10 protein-coding genes, 1 tRNA gene, 2 rRNA genes and 2 pseudogenes (1 of these 15 only partly in view) are annotated in these 19,212 nt (G+C 57.4%); 8 read left to right on the top strand and 7 right to left on the bottom strand.

The genetic code is table 11. The features are described from left to right. The 6 genes and pseudogenes from ACMUJL_RS10805 to ACMUJL_RS10780 all read left to right on the top strand — a co-directional run. Positions 1 to 3,017 (top strand): 23S ribosomal RNA (locus tag ACMUJL_RS10805) (it extends 472 nt beyond the left edge of the window). Between the two features lie 84 nt (positions 3,018 to 3,101). Beyond that, positions 3,102 to 3,216, top strand: a 5S ribosomal RNA gene (rrf, locus tag ACMUJL_RS10800). A gap of 47 nt (positions 3,217 to 3,263) precedes the next feature. Beyond that, positions 3,264 to 3,340, top strand: a tRNA-Met gene (locus tag ACMUJL_RS10795). A 277-nt stretch (positions 3,341 to 3,617) separates the two neighbouring features. Further along, positions 3,618 to 4,755: pseudogene (locus tag ACMUJL_RS10790) on the top strand (IS3 family transposase). A gap of 132 nt (positions 4,756 to 4,887) precedes the next feature. Beyond that, positions 4,888 to 5,610 (top strand): hypothetical protein, encoded by a 723-nt coding sequence (locus tag ACMUJL_RS10785; protein WP_375568322.1) that lies wholly within the window; start codon positions 4,888 to 4,890, stop codon positions 5,608 to 5,610. A 449-nt stretch (positions 5,611 to 6,059) separates the two neighbouring features. Continuing rightward, positions 6,060 to 7,046 (top strand): LysR substrate-binding domain-containing protein, encoded by a 987-nt coding sequence (locus tag ACMUJL_RS10780; protein WP_375568324.1) that lies wholly within the window; start codon positions 6,060 to 6,062, stop codon positions 7,044 to 7,046. Positions 7,047 to 7,053: 7 nt separating this feature from the next. On the opposite strand, the gene ACMUJL_RS10775 is transcribed toward ACMUJL_RS10780, so the two are convergent. The 6 genes from ACMUJL_RS10775 to ACMUJL_RS10750 form a co-directional block, all read right to left on the bottom strand. Beyond that, positions 7,054 to 8,310, bottom strand: coding sequence for a TRAP transporter large permease (locus ACMUJL_RS10775; protein ID WP_375568325.1), 1,257 nt, complete (start codon positions 8,308 to 8,310; stop codon positions 7,054 to 7,056). A gap of 9 nt (positions 8,311 to 8,319) precedes the next feature. Then, a complete protein-coding gene (locus ACMUJL_RS10770) occupies positions 8,320 to 8,892 on the bottom strand; it encodes a TRAP transporter small permease (protein WP_375568326.1) in 573 nt (190 codons plus the stop codon). Further along, positions 8,892 to 9,857, bottom strand: a complete 966-nt coding sequence (locus ACMUJL_RS10765) for a TRAP transporter substrate-binding protein (protein ID WP_375568328.1) — start codon at positions 9,855 to 9,857, stop codon at positions 8,892 to 8,894. The genes ACMUJL_RS10770 and ACMUJL_RS10765 overlap by 1 nt, the downstream gene beginning before the upstream one ends. A 63-nt stretch (positions 9,858 to 9,920) precedes the next feature. Then, entirely contained in the window at positions 9,921 to 10,676 is a 756-nt protein-coding gene (locus tag ACMUJL_RS10760; protein ID WP_375568330.1) for an SDR family NAD(P)-dependent oxidoreductase, read from the bottom strand. 31 nt (positions 10,677 to 10,707) lie between these two features. After that, positions 10,708 to 11,739 carry a transketolase family protein gene (locus ACMUJL_RS10755; RefSeq protein ID WP_375568332.1) on the bottom strand — a complete coding sequence of 344 codons (1,032 nt, stop codon included), beginning with the start codon at positions 11,737 to 11,739 and terminating at the stop codon, positions 10,708 to 10,710. Next, positions 11,736 to 12,590, bottom strand: coding sequence for a transketolase (locus ACMUJL_RS10750; protein WP_416914255.1), 855 nt, complete (start codon positions 12,588 to 12,590; stop codon positions 11,736 to 11,738). Before ACMUJL_RS10750 ends, ACMUJL_RS10755 begins: the two co-directional genes overlap by 4 nt. 184 nt (positions 12,591 to 12,774) lie before the next feature. Between ACMUJL_RS10750 and ACMUJL_RS10745 the strand changes: the two genes are divergently transcribed. Beyond that, positions 12,775 to 13,944 (top strand): pyridoxal phosphate-dependent aminotransferase, encoded by a 1,170-nt coding sequence (locus ACMUJL_RS10745; protein ID WP_375568336.1) that lies wholly within the window; start codon positions 12,775 to 12,777, stop codon positions 13,942 to 13,944. A gap of 15 nt (positions 13,945 to 13,959) precedes the next feature. Beyond that, a complete protein-coding gene (gene tkt, locus ACMUJL_RS10740) occupies positions 13,960 to 15,936 on the top strand; it encodes a transketolase (RefSeq protein ID WP_375568338.1) in 1,977 nt (658 codons plus the stop codon). 204 nt (positions 15,937 to 16,140) lie between these two features. On the opposite strand, the pseudogene ACMUJL_RS10735 reads toward tkt, so the two are convergent. Further along, positions 16,141 to 18,998 (bottom strand): annotated as a pseudogene (locus ACMUJL_RS10735) (UvrD-helicase domain-containing protein). Positions 18,999 to 19,212 lie beyond the last annotated feature (214 nt).

Here is a 19,212-nt window from a genome sequence, read left to right as displayed (position 1 = left end):
AGCGAACCAGTACCGTGAGGGAAAGGTGAAAAGCACCCCGACGAGGGGAGTGAAACAGTACCTGAAACCGAACGCCTACAATCAGTCGGAGCTTGACTGGACTCTAATGACAATCTACCCCGGACGGTCAGTTTTACCGTCCTCGGGAGTAGCCGACATGTCAGATCTTGCCGTTGTTACCGATGGCACCTTTGCAGTTGTCGGGCTCGTTCTGGGCCTGATCAACATGGGCGTGAACCACTGCCCGAACGAAGGTTGCCTGGCCAGGAACGCAACGCAAAGCTATGTCGCCGCTTCTGCCGGCGACGTGGTGTTCCAGAAGGATGTGGTGGGTGAAGAAATTTACCTGCGCAAACAGACCGGAACCGCACGCGGCCCCTTCCAGCTCACCTATGGTGCATCAGTCACCAACGAGGGTGGGTTCTGGATTGGTCTTGGCAATACAACGACATACACAACCGCGAACCGCAGATGGTATGCGCAGTTCCACACGATGCCCGGCATTTACCTGCAGGGCGGCGAGGTGGACCTGGGTGGATCCATCCAGTTCCGGTCTGGCATCGAACTGGGATATGAGAACCGCCAGGGTGTGCGGATGGGCCTCTCGGTCGACCATCGGTCGAACGCAGGGCTCGACAGTCGCAACCCCGGTCTTGAAACCGTACAGTTTCGAGTCTCCATCCCCGTGAAATGACGGCGCGAAGCCCTCACGCAGCGAAGCGGTAGGGCAGGCAGAAGATTATCATTAGTGTCCAGTCTTGTGACGGCGTACCTTTTGTATAATGGGTCATCGACTTGGTCTCACGAGCAAGCTTAAGCCGTTAGGTGTAGGCGTAGCGAAAGCGAGTCTTAATAGGGCGTTGAGTTCGTGGGATCAGACCCGAAACCGAGTGATCTAGGCATGACCAGGATGAAGGTTAGGTAACACTAACTGGAGGTCCGAACCCACACCTGTTGAAAAAGGTCGGGATGAGTTGTGCCTAGGGGTGAAAGGCCAATCAAACTCGGAGATAGCTGGTTCTCTGCGAAATCTATTTAGGTAGAGCGTCATCCGAATACCCCGGGGGGTAGAGCACTGGATGGGTAATGGGGCCCCACAGGCTTACTGATCCTAACCAAACTCCGAATACCCGGGAGTACTAGATGGCAGACACACGGCGGATGCTAACGTCCGTCGTGAAGAGGGAAACAACCCTGACCTACAGCTAAGGCCCCCAATTCATGGCTAAGTGGGAAAGCAGGTGGGACGACCAAAACAACCAGGAGGTTGGCTTAGAAGCAGCCATCCTTTAAAGATAGCGTAACAGCTCACTGGTCTAAATAAGTTGTCCTGCGGCGAAGATGTAACGGGGCTCAAGCCATGAGCCGAAGCTTAGGATGCCGTAAGGCATGGTAGCAGAGCGTAGTGTGACATAGTATCTATCCTCTTTAGCCCCTCTCGGGGGGCCTTGGAGGACAAGATACTTTCTGTGAAGCCGGCCTGTGAGGGATCCGGTGGAGAGATCACTAGTGAGAATGATGACATGAGTAGCGACAAACAGGGTGAGAGACCCTGTCGCCGAAAGTCCAAGGGTTCCTGCTTAAAGCTAATCTGAGCAGGGTAAGCCGACCCCTAAGGCGAGGCCGAAAGGCGTAGTCGATGGGAACCAGGTTAATATTCCTGGGCCAGGAGGATGTGACGGATCGAGACTGTTGTTCACCCTTATCGGATTGGGTGGGCCGCTGATCGGTTCCTGGAAATAGCCCTCCATGAGATCGTACCCTAAACCGACACAGGTGGACTGGTAGAGAATACCAAGGCGCTTGAGAGAACTATGTTGAAGGAACTCGGCAAAATACCTCCGTAAGTTCGCGAGAAGGAGGCCCGGTTTCTAGGCAACTAGAGGCTGGGGGCACAAACCAGGGGGTGGCGACTGTTTACTAAAAACACAGGGCTCTGCGAAGTCGCAAGACGACGTATAGGGTCTGACGCCTGCCCGGTGCCGGAAGGTTAAAAGGAGAGGTGAGAGCTTTGAATTGAAGCCCCGGTAAACGGCGGCCGTAACTATAACGGTCCTAAGGTAGCGAAATTCCTTGTCGGGTAAGTTCCGACCTGCACGAATGGCGTAACGACTTCCCCGCTGTCTCCAACATAGACTCAGCGAAATTGAATTGCCTGTCAAGATGCAGGCTTCCCGCGGTTAGACGGAAAGACCCCGTGCACCTTTACTACAACTTCACACTGGCATCAGGCCAAGCATGTGCAGGATAGGTGGTAGGCTTTGAAGCAGAGACGCCAGTTTCTGTGGAGCCTCCCTTGAGATACCACCCTTGCTTCGCTTGATGTCTAACCGCGGTCCGTTATCCGGATCCGGGACCCTGTGTGGTGGGTAGTTTGACTGGGGCGGTCGCCTCCTAAAGAGTAACGGAGGCGCGCGAAGGTTGGCTCAGAGCGGTCGGAAATCGCTCGTTGAGTGCAATGGCAGAAGCCAGCCTGACTGCGAGACTGACAAGTCGAGCAGAGTCGAAAGACGGCCATAGTGATCCGGTGGTCCCAAGTGGGAGGGCCATCGCTCAACGGATAAAAGGTACGCCGGGGATAACAGGCTGATACTGCCCAAGAGTCCATATCGACGGCAGTGTTTGGCACCTCGATGTCGGCTCATCTCATCCTGGGGCTGGAGCAGGTCCCAAGGGTATGGCTGTTCGCCATTTAAAGAGGTACGTGAGCTGGGTTTAGAACGTCGTGAGACAGTTCGGTCCCTATCTGCCGTGGGTGTAGGATACTTGAGAGGAGTTGCCCCTAGTACGAGAGGACCGGGGTGAACGTTCCACTGGTGGACCAGTTGTCGTGCCAACGGCAGTGCTGGGTAGCTATGAACGGACAGGATAACCGCTGAAGGCATCTAAGCGGGAAGCCCCCCTCAAAACAAGGTATCCCTGAGGGCCGTGGTAGACCACCACGTCGATAGGCCAGAGATGTAAGCGCAGCAATGCGTTCAGTTGACTGGTACTAATTGCCCGATAGGCTTGATTTGATCCAGTAAAAGACAGACTGACAAATCAAAAGCATACACATAATCAGAGTACTGACTTGGACAATCGTTGAGTTCCTTCCTCGGTTTGGTGGTCATAGCACGAGCGAAACACCCGGATCCATTCCGAACCCGGCCGTTAAGCGCCGTCGCGCCAATGGTACTGCGTCTCAAGACGTGGGAGAGTAGGTCACCGCCAAACCTAGAAAGGAACTCAATTCGTATCTCTCTAAACGATACCCAATATAACGCGGGATGGAGCAGCCCGGTAGCTCGTCAGGCTCATAACCTGAAGGTCGTAGGTTCAAATCCTACTCCCGCAACCAAAAACTTAAAACATATCAGCATGTTAGAACCCGACGTAAACCGTCGGGCTTTCCGCGTTTATTCCATGTCAACGCCATGTCAACGTTTGACGAGTCGACCCCCGCACGACCGTCGTAATCATCGAGAGTCACCCGCGCCAAGCGATAGCCGGTGACATTCGCCGGTGTTGAGCCGAATTGCCCGTGATCAAGAGAGGTGGTTCGGGAAATCTGAACAGCCGGGATAAGTGGATTTTCTGCGCAACAGTAGCATGATGCTGCGAGCGAGGAGATGCCCATGACGAGACGACCACGCCGGAACCACAGCCCGGCATTCAAAGCGAAAGTGGCTGTTGCCGCGATCAAAGGTGAAAAGACCCTGATCGAATTGGCGCAGGACTTTGATGTTCACCCCAACCAGATCAAGCAATGGCGTGACCAGTTGCTCGAAGGTGCGACCGGGGTATTTGGCGATGGGCCAAAAGCCGAAGCTGAACCGGCCATCGATGTGAAAACGTTGCATGCGAAGATCGGAGAGTTGGCGCTGGAGAACGATTTTTTGTCCGGCGTGCTCGGCAAGGCGGGTCTGTTTCCGAGCGCAAAACGATGATCGACAACAGCGCAAAGCTGAGCATCAGCCGACAGGCCATTCTGCTGGGGATCAGCCGGGGCAGCGTCTACTACCAGCCCCGCCGGGTGTCGGATGCTGATCTGAAACTGATGCACCGGATCGACAAGCTGCACACGGCATTCCCCTTTGCGGGCAGCCGGATGCTGCAGGGTTTGCTGGTGCAGGAGCGGTTCAAGGTGGGGCGATTGCATGTCGCCACACTGATGAAGCGCATGGGGATCGAGGCACTCTATCGCAAACCGAACACCTCGAAACCGGCGCCTGGACACAAGATATACCCCTATCTGCTTCGAAAGCTGCCCGTGACGCGGCCCAATCAGGTCTGGGCAATGGACATTACCTATATTCCCATGGCCCGTGGCTTTATCTATCTGGCTGCCGTGATGGATTGGTTTACCCGCCGGGTGCTGTCCTGGCGAGTGTCGATCACGCTGGAGGCAGACTTTTGATAGAAGCTTTAGAAGAAGCACTGGCCCGTCACGGCAAGCCCGACATCTTCAACACCGATCAGGGCAGCCAGTTCACCTCGACCGAGTTCATCAAGGTGCTGGCGAGCCGGGAGATCAAGATCAGGATGGACGGAAAAGGGGCCTGGCGCGACAATGTCTTCGTCGAGCGGCTATGGAGAACTATCAAATATGAGGAGGTCTACCTGCACGCCTATGCCAACGTCCCGGAGGCACGCGCATCGATCGGGCGCTACATCGGCTTCTACAACGGGCGACGCCCACATTCATCGCTTGACGGCAAAACCCCGGATCAGGCTTACTTCAACCCGCTGACACCGGTATTGGTGGCAGCGTAACCAAGGCGGGAATCCACTTACGAAACCCCCGGAACCTGTTCAGACAAACCGAACCACCTCTAAGTTCGCCGCCCGCAGAGCAGCCCTCTCGGTGCGCTTGGCAGCGACGTTCAGCTCGTGCCATGAAGGGCCATGATCGAATTCCGACAACTCCATGATGACCATCACGACCTCGCGCATTCGCCCATGTTGTGCGCAGCACTCTTGACCCTGCAATACGCGCACGAACACGGCTCCATTGGCCTGACCAAGACCAAGGCGTTCAAACGGGTCTTCGTCCATTGGGCCGTCGAGCACTTCGACTGGCCGGGCAAAAGCGCAGAAGAGATGTTCCGCTACAACAAGGTCATCAACGAATACGAATTCCCGCCCCTCGAGGTGCTGCATTATCTGCTGATCTCTCTCCGGCTGGGGCGGCACTATAAGGGTGAATTCCGGTTGACCAAGCGGGGCGCTGAGCTGTCGCAGTCCCCAGGCCGCCTGTTCGCCGAACTGATCCCACACTTCGTCCTGCGCATCGATCACGCCTCCTATGCGCGGTTCGATGATCGCCCCTTCGGCAAGTGGGATGTCTGGATGAACGTCATCAATGTCGAAGCCGACCACGGCACGACCGAGGCCGCCTTGTTCGAAGCCTTTTACGGTGAGCCGAAAGATTGGCACACGGCCGGCTGGCGCGAGATGGCCGCGTTCTCATGTTGCGTTCTTCTGCCTCTGGAATGGGCAGGGCTTCTGGTTGAGACCCGCGAGCTCAGCCCGGGCAAGCTTGTGTGCCATGTCTTCAAGACCCCGCTCTGGCGCAGTGTGCTGAAACTGGACACCGATGCCATGCTCAAGCCGATATTGGTCCAGTAGCATTTCCGGCTCAACCGCAGTGCAGACGTTCGGGCCGACCGCAGCATGTGTTGCGCCATCGACGTGGAGGGCGGAATGCAGACCTTCGCTGCGGTTTGCACAGAGGTCCACTTTGCGGGACTTTGTTGCCGTTCGCTGCAAGAGCGAAAAACAGAGCGCGATCAGGTTGGCATCGGCACGGGCTGCGGATTGCGGACATGCGCCGAACCAAGTCCTGCAAACTCTCCGCAGGGGCTGCAGGGCTGAACGACCCGACCTGCTATACCGGTGCCACGCCACCCATGGTCAATACTGTGCCAATGACGACTTTCGGACAAATCCGCCATGCAAGAGAAATCAGTAGCTCGGCGGGTTCACGCAACGCAGACCGAGACGCCCAACGTTTCTTGGGCACGCGCCTGCGTCAGTAACTGATGGCACTTGCGCCAACTCAAGGCTATTGTTCGTTCATGCGGGACATTAACCTTAAAGCCACCGAATATTTCGAAGCCGTCGCCAGATTGGGGACAGTGACAAAGGCTGCCCATGAACTTGGCGTGTCACCATCTGCGGTAAGTCAGCAGTTGACGTCGCTTGAGACCCAATTGGGGGTCAAATTGTTTCGCCGCGAAAAGCAACGTTTGATCCTCACATTGGACGGTGATCGGCTGTTTCAGACAACGACGCAGGCTTTCAGGGCTCTCAGGAACGCAAGCGGCGCCATCGGTCGTCAACGGGATATGCGGAGTCTGACTATAAGGGTCAGTCCGAGTTTTGGCGTTCGATGGCTCGGGCCGCGTATCGCTGCATTCGCAGAGCAGAACCCGGACTGGAACATCCGCGTTGATGCGACGCCTGACTACAGCGCCTTTGACACTGAAGCGGTTGATCTTGATCTAAGATATGGTGTGGGGAACTGGTCTGGCTTGACCGTTGAGCCGGTCATAAACGATATGTCGCTGCCGATGTGCAACCCCGAATATCTGGCACGGCTGCAAAGCCTGAGCGATGATCCGGTCGAGCAACTGAAACACGCCCGCCTGATCGACAGCGTCAAGACGCTTTGCCGCTGGGATATCTGGCTTGCCGCCAATCATATCGAGCTGCCCGAGATCGCCTATCCTTTTCGCTTTGACCGGTCATCCATGTCAATCGAGATGGCCAAGCAGGGAGGAGGAATTGCATTGGATAGCGCGGTCCTGTGCAGGGGCGAGCTTGAGCGCGGCGAATTGGTGCCGTTTACACCACTCCTCCCGGTGATCCATTTTGCGGCATATTGGATTGTCTGCCCGCCGCGCCATTTGAACCGTCGGATCGTAAAACGGTTTGCGCAATGGGTGGTCGATGAAGCAACCGAACACGAAGAGCGCACACGCGACTTGCTGACCACCGCAGGCTGTCATTTCCGGCCCGCAGTGGAGCTGGAAATGAACGACGTCGCGCCTTGGGCGTTGTGATCTGCCTTTAGTAGATCGTCAGCGCCGGTATGTACGAAATTGCGAACAGGACGATCAATGCGACCAGGTAAAATGGCACCAACGCCTTGACTATCTCGCCGATCCCGACGCGTGCAATGGCGGCGGATATAAAGAGCGTGGTGCCGACCGGCGGTGTATAAAGCCCGATTGACAGGTTCACGACCATCATGAGGCCAAGCTGAACGGGATCCATGCCGATTGAATTGCCGATGGTCACAAAAAGTGGCCCAAGCAAAAGCACAGCCGCTGGCAAATCAAGGAAAGCACCCACGATCAGCATCACGACATTCAATGCCAAGATGATCATCCAAGGTTCCTTGATGGTCTCTGCAACCCACTGCGCCAATTCTTGTGGCACCCGCTCGGCGGTCAGGACCCACTGGATTGTGGAGGATGCCATGATGATGAACATGACGGCGCCGGTCATCATGGCCGTATCTACGCTTGCGTCCCAGATGCCTTTGAACGACAGATCACGATAGACTGCACCGGATATCAATAACGCATAAGCTACGGCCAAAACCGAAACCTCGGTCGGCGTTGCAATTCCGAAACGAAGGGTGCCGATGATAAAAACTGGCATCAGCATGGCCGGCAATGCAATCAGAAGCTGGCCGCGGAATTCCTTGAATCCACCCGGCAGCGGTGAACGTGGCAGTTTCTTGTGGAGCGCGACCAACCAGACGGTCGCGAACATCCCCAGCCCCAGCATCAGGCCGGGCAGGATGCCAGCGACGAACAGGTCTACAATCGATACGTTTGACACCAGACCGTAAAGGATCAGCGGAATTGAAGGCGGGATTAGAACCGAAACGGTCGAAGAGGCAGAGTTGATCGCGGCGGCAAAGCCACCCGGGTAGCCTTCTTTTTGTTGCACAGGGATCAACGCGTTACCGAGTGCGGATGCATCTGCTACGGCGGACCCTGACACGCCGCCGAACATCACCGACCCGAGGATAGATACTTGACCCATGCCCCCACGCATGTTCCCGACAAGAAGTCGTGCCACGTTTACGAGGTACACCCCGAACTTACCCGACATCATCAGGTTGCCCGCCAGAATAAAGAACGGGATGGCCAGCATCGGGAAACTTTGCGTCGGTGTGTAAAGACGCTGCGCGATGACGGCCAAGGGCTTCCCATCTAGCCAAAGTGCGGCAGCAACACCACCAAGCATGGCATGGGCCACAGGCACGGACAGTGTCAACAAAACGAAAAAAATCCAGATCATTGGGGCAGCCATGGTGTCTCCTTAGCTCAAACTTGAATGTTCAGGGTCGCTTTTCTCAGGAGCTACAAATATGACATGCACCGCGCTAATGGCGGCAATCACCGCCATGCTGGCAAAGGCGTAGACAAGGCTTGAGTAGCCCCAGACCTGTTTAATGCCGAGCGTCGACAATGTTTGGAACTTGGATGCCTTCAGGATCGGCTCGCTGGATAGCAGGACGTTGACCGCGATCACTGCGATAATGATATGCACCCCAACCATCAGAACCCGCTGAAGCTGGGAAGTAATCAAGTCCGGCAACAACGAGATCGCAATATTTCTGGCGCGTGCGGCGGCGATGACAATGCCACCGGCAACAAGCCACGGCAGTGTCAAAGCGTGAACTTCATAGGCCCATGCAACCCCGGACCCAGTGGTATAGCGCAGGATGACATTCACAAGAAGCGTCAGGAAAGTGAATGAAAGCATTACAAAAGCAATGATCTTTCCGCTCCATTCCAGTGCTGAAATCACCCCCGTTGCGGCGGTCAGGAAGGGGCGCGAACGCCCCTTCCCGTTGTCCACATCGGGCTGCAGTTGAGCCCCCTCAGACATCAGAGGCCTGCCGCGTTCTTAAGGGCTGCAACCAACTCAGGATACTGCTCGGCGTATTTGTCATAGACCGATGCAGTTGCTGCTTGGTAGGCGGCTTTGTCCGCCTCGGCGAAGATTGCGCCTTCTGCTTCCATAACTGGGCGCAGTTCGTCGTCGCTTGCCTGAACCAAGCCGCGCTGGATTTCGCCTGCCTGTGCCGTGGCTTCAAGCGCACAGTTTTGCGTGGCTTCATCCAGACCTGACCACCATGCCAGCCCCGCAACCACAGGGGTGGATTCGTATTTGTGACCAGTCAAGGTGACGTATGGTGTAATCTCGTGCAGCTTGGCTGAGTAGATGTTCACCAGCGGGTTTTCCTGGCCATCAAACACCCCCGATTGCAGTGCGGTCGGCAGTTCGGACCATGCCAGTGGTGCAGGTGACGCGCCGAGTGCTTCGAAGATATCGACGGTCATCTGATCCGGTGGTGTGCGGATTTTCATACCGGCAAGATCAGCGGGCTCCGACATGCTTTTCGACGTGTGAGTAACATTGCGGATGCCGTTGTCCCAAAAACCAAGAACCTTAAGGCCCGCGTTTTGTGCGCGTGCGTCAATCATATCGCCAACTTCGCCGTCAAGGATTTCCCAAGCGGTTGGCAGGTCTTTGAATAGGAACGGCAAACCCAAAAGGCCGATTTCAGGCACGATCTGGCTCATGGCGCCTTGGCTGTTGGCCGAGACCTGAATAACGCCTGCAGTGGCAGAGGTCAGCATTTCCACGTCGTTACCCATAGTTGCGGATGGCGCGTGGTTTACTGTGTGTGCGCCGCCTGTGCATGCGCCAAACAGCTCTGCCCACTTTTCGGCTGCGACATAGCGCGGGTTGCCCGGGTTGGCACCGTGCGCGAAAATGACGTCTTCCGCTTGCGCCTGACCTGCAAGTACGGTCGTTGCGGCCAAAATGGCCAATACATTGATCTTCATGATGGTTTCCTCCCTTTTGAAGATAGTCGGTAGGCCCCCTTGGTGATAGGGGCCTTCTTTGGTTTAGTGAATGAGCGAGCCGCCGTTTACATCCACCTCGGTGCCTGTGCAGTAGGCCGATAGATCCGAGGCAAGAAACAGCGCGCAGCCCGCCACGTCCGATGCTTCGCCTGCGCGGCCCATCGGGATACCGTCGAGTACAGATTTCTGCATCTCAGGCGTCAGTTTGCCTGCGGTGATGTCCGTAGCAATGAAGCCGGGACAGATCGCGTTCGAGCGCACATTGTCGGGCGCCAGTTCGCGGGCCATCGCCTTGGTCAGACCCAGAATACCGGCTTTGGCGGCCGAATAATGCGGGCCGCCGAAAATGCCGCCGCCGCGCTGCGCGGAAACCGACGAAAGGTTTACGATAGACCCGGATTTCTGCACACGCATGGCGGGAATGACTGCTTGGCTCATGTAAAGCGTGCCGCGCAAGTTCACGTCGGTGACAGCATCATAATTTTCTGGCCGGATTTCCATCAGTTTCAGCGGCTGAGTAATGCCTGCATTATTCACTAGAATGTCCACGCGCCCGAACTGGTCCAGCGTCGCCTTGGCAACAGCGTCACAGGACGCTTTGTCGATGACATTTCCAGCCAGCCCAATATGCCCTTCGCCGGGCAAGTCGGCGGCTGCCGCTACGGCCTGATCTGCATCAAGGTCCATGATGACAATTGTGGCACCGTGTTCAGCAAACAGCTTTGCCGTAGCTTTGCCAAGACCGCGCGGACTTGCCCCACCGGTGATGATCGCGATTTTTCCGTCAAGTAGGCCCATCGCCTATTCTCCTCTCGTTTAAAATAATGACCTAAAGCCAGCTTTTGATCTGCTCGGCGACTTTCCCCACCGAGAGGCCATACATTTCGTGCAGTGTCGGCAGCGCGCCCGCCTCCAAGAATTCATCAGGCAGCCCGATCATGCGGAACTGCGGCGCGATCCCTGCGGTGAGCAATGTGCTCGCCACTGCTTCGCCAAGACCGCCGTTGACCGTGTGGTTTTCTGCCGTCACGACAAGGCGGCCTTGTTTTGCGGCCTCGCGGCGGATCGTTTCAACGTCCAAAGGCTTGATCGTGGGGACGTGCAACACAGCGACGTCAATATTGTCGTCTGCCAGTTTCACGGCGGCATCCAGTGCGCGCATCGTCATGATCCCTGTCGAAATCACCAACACATCGCGGCCTTCACGGATCATATGGGCCTTGCCCAATTCAAATTTGTAGTCTGGCTTGTGCTTGCGCAGCACTGACGGCACCTTGCCACGCAAGAGGCGTGCATAAACCGGACCATCATGTGCAACCATCGCTGGCACCATGCCCGCAACATCGGCCGCATCGCAGGGATCAATCAGAACCATATTCGGCAGGCCCCGGAAAATCGCAAGATCCTCGGTCGCTTGATGGCTTGGTCCATAGCCGGTCGTCAACCCTGGCAAAGCGCAGGCAATCTTGACTGGCAGGTTTTCTTCGGCAATTGCCATCGCGATGAAATCGTAGGCGCGGCGCGATGCAAAGACAGCATAGGTGGTCGCGAACGGGATGAACCCTTCGCGCGCCAATCCGGATGCGGCAGAGAACAGCAGCTGTTCCGCCATGCCCATCTGGTTAAAGCGATCAGGCAGCTCTTTGGCAAAGATATGCAGGTCGGTGTATTTTGAGAGGTCCGCAGAAAGACCGACAATCCGCTTGTCCTTTTTGGCAAGATCCACCAGCGCGTGACCAAAGGGCGCGTTTTCGGTTTCATAGCCTTCTGCCGCCAGTGAGGCGATCATTGCGGATGTAGCGACTTTGGTTTCCGCGACGCGGCGCGGCTCATATTTGCGGGCCATCGAAGCGAGGGTCATTGTGGCTTTCCTTCTTCCAGCTTTGCGATTGCCTTGGACCATTCATCTGCCTCGACGCGGACGAAGTGAGTTATCTCGCGGGCCTCGAGAAAATCGACGCCTTTGCACATGGTCGTGTTGCAGATGATGACGCGCGGCTTTGCCTCATCAAGGTTGCGTGCTGCATCAAAAGCCGCGACCAAGGCGTTCAGATCATTGCCGTCAACTTCTTGTGCAAACCACCCGAACGCTTCCCATTTCGGGGCTTCCGCACCAACGGCAAGCGCCTCGCGCGTTGGGCCATCGGCTTGCTGGTTGTTGAAATCAACAATGCAGATCAGGTTATCGAGTTTCCATTGGACGGCGGACATCACCGCTTCCCAAGTAGAACCTTCGCCCAATTCACCATCAGACATCAAGTTGTAGACAAAAGCCGGATTATTCTTGCGCTTTAGCCCCATGGCCATGCCGACTGCGATTCCGAGCCCGTGCCCAAGCGATCCGCCGGTAATCTCCATTCCAGGTGTGTAAGACGCCATGCCGGACATCGGCATGCGAGAATCGTCCATGCCGTAAGTCTCAAGCTCGTCTTCAGGTAGAATACCGGCTTCCATCAGGGCAGCGTAGAGCGCGATCGCATAGTGACCGATTGAAAGTAAGAAACGGTCACGCCCTTCCCATTCCGGGTCTTCGGGACGGTGATCCATCGCGTGAAAATAGGAGGTCGCAAGCACATCCGCGACGCCAAGCGCCTGACCGATGTAACCCTGCCCCTGCACTTCGCCCATCAACAGCGCTTTGCGGCGAATGTTCCACGCCCGCATCTCCAAGGACACGTTTGAGAATGCGCCGGATGGCGTTTCAGCTGTCATATTCTCCTCCCGAGTTGACGACATGCCCAAACGGTAACGGCTCAAATTCGCGCCGTATCGTATCAAAACTGAAAAACATTGTTAGCAAATCTTAACAACTAACGCAGCCATCATCGGTTAGGACTCGGTTGATATGGCGCGCAGAACAGCCGCGCGCGACAGATGCCTGAGGGAGGAATTATTCATGTCGCAGATGATCTTTGCGGATAGCTTGTCGCGTCTTGGAACCGAATCGGCCTTTACGGTCTTGGCGCGCGCGCAGGTGCTTGCCGCGCAGGGGCGCGACATTATTAACCTTGGCATCGGTCAACCCGATTTCCAGACGCCCGACCATATCGTCGAGGCGGGGATCAAAGCGCTGCGCGACGGCCATCACGGATATACACCCGCGAACGGCATCCCCGCATTACGCGAGGCCGTCGCCGCCGATCTGAACAGACGGCACGGTGTGGAAGTAAACCCCGACAACGTGGTCGTCGTCCCCGGTGGCAAGCCGACGATGTTTTTCGCCGTTCTGATGTTCGGCCAGCCTGGCGTCGAGATCATGTATCCCAACCCTGGTTTCCCGATTTATGAAAGCGTGATCCGCTATTCCGGTGCCACGCCTGTCCCGATCGCACTGGAAGAAAGCAAAGGTTTCGCTTTTTCCGCCGAGGCCGTTCTCGCCCAGATCACACCACGCACGCGGCTTATCATCATCAACAGCCCGGCAAACCCGACAGGTAGCGTGACGCCCCGTGCCGAGATCGACAAGTTCGTTGCCGGATTGGCCGACCATCCGCATGTGGCCGTGCTGTCGGACGAGATTTACAGTCAGATGCTTTATGAAGGGCGCGAGCATGTCTCGCTGCTCCAATATCCCGAAATCCGCGACCGACTGATTGTGCTGGACGGCTGGTCGAAAACCTACGCCATGACTGGCTGGCGGCTTGGCTTTGCGGTTTGGCCGGATGACGCTGTGGGGCCAGCCACGAAGCTCGCGATCAATGACCATTCCTGCGTAAACGCCGCCACGCAATATGCGGGCATTGCCGCGCTGACCGGCCCCCAAGATGCCGTGGCCGATATGATGGTGGCCTTCGATGCGCGGCGAAAATTGATCGTCGCGGAATTGAACAGCCTGCCCGGCGTGCGTTGTACGGACCCCGGCGGCGCATTTTACGCGTTTGCCAATATTGAAGGCACGGGCCTGACCGCGCGTCAGGCGCAGGATCGTATCTTGGATCAGGCAGGCGTGGCAACAGTGGCAGGCACCTCTTTCGGCAGCTTTGGCGAAGGATACCTGCGGTTTTCCTACGCTAATTCGGCTGACAACATCCGCAAAGCGATCCGTCGGATCCGTGAAATCCTATAAATAAGAGTGCATGAGATGACCGATATACACTCCATGGCCAACGCCATCCGTTTCCTTGCCCTTGATTCAATCCTGAACGCACGCGAAGGCCATCAGGGTGTGCCTTTGGGCATGGCGGAAATCGCGGCGACCCTTTACGCCCGCCACCTCAAGGTTGACCCGAAGAACCCGCTGTGGCCGGATCGGGACCGTGTCGTTCTCTCGAACGGGCACGGGTCAATGTTGCTATATTCGCTGCTGCATCTGGCCGGTTACGCGCACATAACCACTGACGCGTTAAAGTCGTTCCGCAAGCTGGAATCGGTTTGCGCGGGGCACCCCGAAATCGAGCAAGAGGCGGGTATCGAACTTACGACCGGTCTGCTTGGCCAAGGGATCGCGTGCAGTGTTGGAATGGCGGTGGCCGAGGCGCGGCTGGCCGTGCAATTCGGCGCCGACCTTGTCGATCACCGCACATGGGTGTTCGTTGGAGATGGTTGTCTGCAAGAGGGCGTTGGACAAGAGGCAATCTCGCTTGCCGGTCACCTACGGCTGGGCAAGCTGACGTTCCTTTGGGACGACAACCACATCACCGACGACGGCGATACGGGCCTTTCGATCAGCGAGGATGTGCCCGCGCGCTTCCGCGCCGCGCATTGGCATGTCGAAGAAGTCGATGGCCACGACATCGAAGCAATCTCAGCCGCCATGGACGCCGCAAAGGCCGATCCAAGGCCCACGCTTATCGCCTGCCGCACTGTGATTGCACGCGGCATTCCGCGTCTGCAAGGCCAGCGCGGCGGCCATAGCGAACCCTTGACCGAAGCCGATGCGCGCGAAGCCCGTGCCTTGCTGGATTGGCACCATGCGCCTTTTGAGCTGCCAGACAATGTGCGCCATGACTGGGCCGCATCCATGTCACGCGGATCGCAAGAACATGCGGCGTGGCAGTCGCGGCTTAATGGTCATCCGTTGGCTATGGCGTTCAACCAATGGGCCCAAAGCGTATTGCCAAACGACTGGAACGCCACAGTTCAGGCTATCACCGCCCATCAGGCAGCGATCACGGACCCGCGCCCGACGATCCAGTCCTCTGGTGAAATCTGCGACGCGCTGTCCCAGACACTGCCAGATACAATCGTTCTTTGCGCCGATCTTGAGGCACCAACCAATCACAAGCGCAGCCGCACCGCGTTCACAGCATCCGACCGGTCAGGAAGTTATGTCCATTGCGGCGTGCGCGAACACCTGATGGGGGCAATGTGCGACGGGATCGCCGCGCACGGCGGATTGCGGCCTGTGAATGTCACTTACCTTGCCTTCGCCGACTACGAGAGGCCAGCCATGCGCATGGCCGCAGTAATGGGTCTTCCCGCGCTATTTGTCTTCAGTCATGACAGTATCGGCGTTGGCAGCAATGGACCGACACATCAACCGGTCGAGATTCTCGCCAGTTTCCGCGCCATGCCGAACATAAAAGTGTTCCGCCCAGCCGACGCCGTCGAAACCGCCGAAGCGTGGGCACTCGCGATGGAGGCCACAGACGGCCCAAGTTTGTTTGCATTGTCCCGACAGGCGGCCATGCAGGTGCGTAGAACCAGCGAGGACAATCTCACTGCACGCGGTGCTTATGTCTTGCATGAAACGGACGGAGCGCGCGATGTCACATTGTTGGCAACCGGCACGGAAGTTGGCCTTGCTGTCGCCGCGCGACAGGCGCTTGCCGCGAAAGGCCTCAGCGCTGCCGTGGTGTCGATGCCATGTTGGGAGCTTTTCTCGGCGCAGGAGGCAGACTATCGGAGAAAGGTCATAGGGACAGCGCCCCGTATTGGCATTGAAGCTGCCATGCAGTTTGGCTGGGAACGCTGGCTACGAGAGGACGACCATTTCATCGGCATGCACGGCTTCGGCGCTTCCGATCAATCTGAGAAATTATTTGAACACTTTGGCATTTCCATCGATGCAATCGTTCAAGCGGCCTTAAGGATGACGAGTAGAAAACCTTTAGGCTAAAAACAGGGGCCGCATACATGTTGGCACACTTGGCTAGACGGCTTTCGAGAAGCCGCGCCTCCTCATCTCGCTACAAACGAACGGCAGCTTTGGGCCGAGATCGACCGGGTAGGTTGAATTCAGTCCTCAGCGTAAGTTGCCAGAAGCGGTCTGTGCGAAGCATCGCATTGCTGCAACTGCATCATGCAGGAGCTGTTGGGCGGTTTACTCTCTTTTCCGCCGAGGTGGCTTCGTCGTGGTCTGCACCTCGCCTTTTGAAATCTTCGCTTTTCCGGTACATGTCGGATAGCGGACGCAACCAAGAAACTTGCCAAAACTGCCGCTGCGTTCGACAAGCCAGCCATCTTCGCAGTCTGGGCACGTCGGGTAGTTGACACCGCAGGAACATCTAACCTCGCTCGTCCCCTCGGCAAGGCGTGGCAAGGCCGTGCCGCAGGATGGGCAAGCGGGCAGCAGGTTTCCGCAATGTTGCACATGCTCGCAGCGATACCAGATGCGGCCATCCTGCCCGGTCACGCCCAGCAATCGCCCGCCGCATTCGCCGCAGACGTGAGCCTCGGGTTCAGCTCCGGGGGCTGTCGATATTCCGTAGGCGGGGTCTTTCCGAAGCTCGGTCACAAAGGACGACGGTCGGGCGTTCGAGGCAAGGATCGTCAGGGTATGGCGGGCCCGCGTCATCGCCACATACATGACGCGCCGCTCCTCTGCGTTCTGGAACGCCTCCTCCTCCCGCGAAACCAGCGACAGGAGCGGGTCGTCGACAATCTCTGACGGGAACCCCATGCGCCCGCTGTCGGCGTTCAGCAGGACGACGTGGTCGGACTCAAGCCCCTTCGAGGCATGGATCGTCTTGAAGTCGATCTTCAGCCGCGGGAAGCGGCGCCGCAGACCCGGCATGTCCGGTTCGTTGAAACGATAGCGGCCGAGGAGCAGTACCGTCGCGGGCTTGGCCTCGAGCGCCGCGGCGGCAGACAGGGCGGCAAGCAGGTCGTTCAGCTTCGCTTCATCCTCACCTTTGGACACAGAGACGACCCTGATCGCCGGTTCTGTGGCGGTTCCGGCCGGGACGATCTTTTTGTCGATCTGGGCGGGGTTCCGCAGAACGAAGGTTCGGGCGGCAAAGGCGATCTGGTCGACCGACCGGAAGGTGCGGCCGAGATCGACGGTTCTTTGCACGCCAGTCTCGCCATCGAAGCCCCCCCGAACTCCCGCCCGAAATGGCGCATCAGGTGGATGTCGGATCCGGCGAAGCGGAAGATTGATTGCCAGTCGTCACCCACGGCAAAGATGCGCACATCCGGATGCTGGGCCTTCAGCGCCTTCACCAGCCTTGCGCGGCTTTGCGAGATGTCCTGGAACTCGTCGACGAGAATATGGCGGAACGGGCTGACATAGCGGCCTTCCTCCGCATAGCGCGCGGCACGCAAGATCATGTCCTCGAAGTCGATCCGGCCCTCCAGACGCTTCTGATATTCCTCGAAGACCGGCGCGAATACATCGAGGAACGCCCGGGCGCGTTTGCCAAGCTTCATTCGGTCGGACTTGGTCTCGCAGTCCTGCAAGCTGTAACCGCCGCTCTTGAACTTGCGCAGGAAGGTTCCGAGCAGCTTGGAAAAGTCATCGACCTGCTTTAACTCGACGATCCGGTCATAGATGGTGTCGACTGGCCGGGGGTTCAGGGTGACATGCGGCGCCAGCTTTTCGGCGAGGCCGGTCAGCAGGCGGCCCTCCTGTCGTTCATAGCTGTAGGTCTCGATCAGGGTGGTCTGATGCTCGGCGTGGACCTTCCGCTTCCAGTCCATGCCCGCTAGGTATTCGTCACGATCCACGAAGGGCGCCGTGACCAGCCTTTCGCTCCCATCCCGCGCCTTCTCGCGTCGCACTCCGAAATGCTCGATGTAGATGCCGCTTTCGGTCAGGCGGAAATCGGGCTGGTAATCGCGCCTGCCGATCTCGGAAACCTTGTGTTCGTAGAGGGGCTCGTATTCGTAGTCGACGCCGTTTTCATAAAGCCAGTTGGCGATCTGGAGTTCCTCGTAACTCTTGACCTTCTCGCCCTGCAGCGTCCGCAGGTCTTGGCTCTCCATGTGGGTGTAGAAGTCATGCTTGGTCTTGAAGTCCCATTCCGTCTTGGGCTCGACCAGGAAATGCGCAAAGAACTGGATGATCGCCTTCGACACCTCTGACAGGCGGTAGACTAGGTCCTTCAGTATCTGCTTGATCAGGTTGCTAAAGGCCATGTCGTCGGTGGCATGATCTGCCAAGGCGGGCTTGGACCCTTCGACGATCCCGATGATGTCGTAGGCAATCGCGTGGAAGGTCCGCGCGACGATGGGCACGCCGGATCGGGCCTCGACCCGTTCCGACATTTCCTCCGCCGCATTCTTCGCGAAGGCCAGAAGCAGGATTTCCTCCGGCTGGCGGATGCCCGCCTTGACAAGGTATGCGGCCTTGGCGGTGATGACACTGGTCTTGCCGGATCCTGCCCCGGCAAGAACCAGCGTTGCATCCTCGTCGACAACAACCGAAAGGCGCTGTTCCGGCGTCAGCGGCATGCTTTCGATGGTGTCAAAGAAATCCTTCCATCGGTCCAGTTCCGCGGTGACAAAGGTGGCAATGCCATTGGCGCGTGCTGTTCGCGGGTCGGCTGCGAACTTCCGAACGGGCGCAATACGCGCAACGGCCTCGACACCGATGGCCTCAATATTCAGCTTCGAAAGGAGCGACGCCTCCAGATCACGGGCATCATCCAGCAGGGGTGCAATCCGACACGCGGCAGGGTATCGGGAAGGTGCCGCCAGCGACAGCACCTCGGTGAGCATCCGATCTAGTCGCGCGGCCTCCTTATCGAGGGCCGCGAGATTGAAGCGGGTCCACGCTACTGTGACCTGCGCCGAAAATTCTTGGGCTTCTTGGTGACCCGCACCCTTCAGCACTACAGCGCCAAGTTCTCCCGAGCGAATGATCAATGCGGTTCCGAGCATCCCCTTTCGAAGAGAAGCTGCGCCCGCCATCGACTGTAACGGCATGGTGGTAACCTGGCCGCGTCGTGTGACCCGAATGTGATCTCCATCCAGCTCTAGGACGCGAGCGGACCTGCTGAGGGGATCAGCGAGGAAACCAAAAAATGGGCGTTGTTGCAGTCGAATCAAAGAACTGGGCCTAGTAATTGTGCCTCTTTACCTTGTGCCGCAACCAGACTCGACTGCAACCATGATCGCTTGCCCGGCAGTTCCCTGTGTTTGACGGATGACGGTTAACACGCGGTGCGCTAAG

This window comes from Seohaeicola sp. (genome assembly GCF_048006315.1).
GTDB lineage: Bacteria > Pseudomonadota > Alphaproteobacteria > Rhodobacterales > Rhodobacteraceae > Seohaeicola.
The sequence above is the reverse complement of the archived record's forward strand: the minus strand, read 5'-3'. Positions and strand labels throughout refer to the sequence as shown.

What these genes read in the sequence shown, in the direction of transcription:
- ACMUJL_RS10785 (WP_375568322.1), top strand. Translation starts at nt 4,888, where the DNA reads ATGATCGAATTCCGACAACTCCATGATGACCATCACGACCTCGCGCAT.
- ACMUJL_RS10780 (WP_375568324.1), top strand. Translation starts at nt 6,060, where the DNA reads ATGCGGGACATTAACCTTAAAGCCACCGAATATTTCGAAGCCGTCGCC.
- ACMUJL_RS10775 (WP_375568325.1), bottom strand. Translation starts at nt 8,310, where the DNA reads ATGGCTGCCCCAATGATCTGGATTTTTTTCGTTTTGTTGACACTGTCC.
- ACMUJL_RS10770 (WP_375568326.1), bottom strand. Translation starts at nt 8,892, where the DNA reads ATGTCTGAGGGGGCTCAACTGCAGCCCGATGTGGACAACGGGAAGGGG.
- ACMUJL_RS10765 (WP_375568328.1), bottom strand. Translation starts at nt 9,857, where the DNA reads ATGAAGATCAATGTATTGGCCATTTTGGCCGCAACGACCGTACTTGCA.
- ACMUJL_RS10760 (WP_375568330.1), bottom strand. Translation starts at nt 10,676, where the DNA reads ATGGGCCTACTTGACGGAAAAATCGCGATCATCACCGGTGGGGCAAGT.
- ACMUJL_RS10755 (WP_375568332.1), bottom strand. Translation starts at nt 11,739, where the DNA reads ATGACCCTCGCTTCGATGGCCCGCAAATATGAGCCGCGCCGCGTCGCG.
- ACMUJL_RS10750 (WP_416914255.1), bottom strand. Translation starts at nt 12,590, where the DNA reads ATGACAGCTGAAACGCCATCCGGCGCATTCTCAAACGTGTCCTTGGAG.
- ACMUJL_RS10745 (WP_375568336.1), top strand. Translation starts at nt 12,775, where the DNA reads ATGTCGCAGATGATCTTTGCGGATAGCTTGTCGCGTCTTGGAACCGAA.
- tkt (WP_375568338.1), top strand. Translation starts at nt 13,960, where the DNA reads ATGACCGATATACACTCCATGGCCAACGCCATCCGTTTCCTTGCCCTT.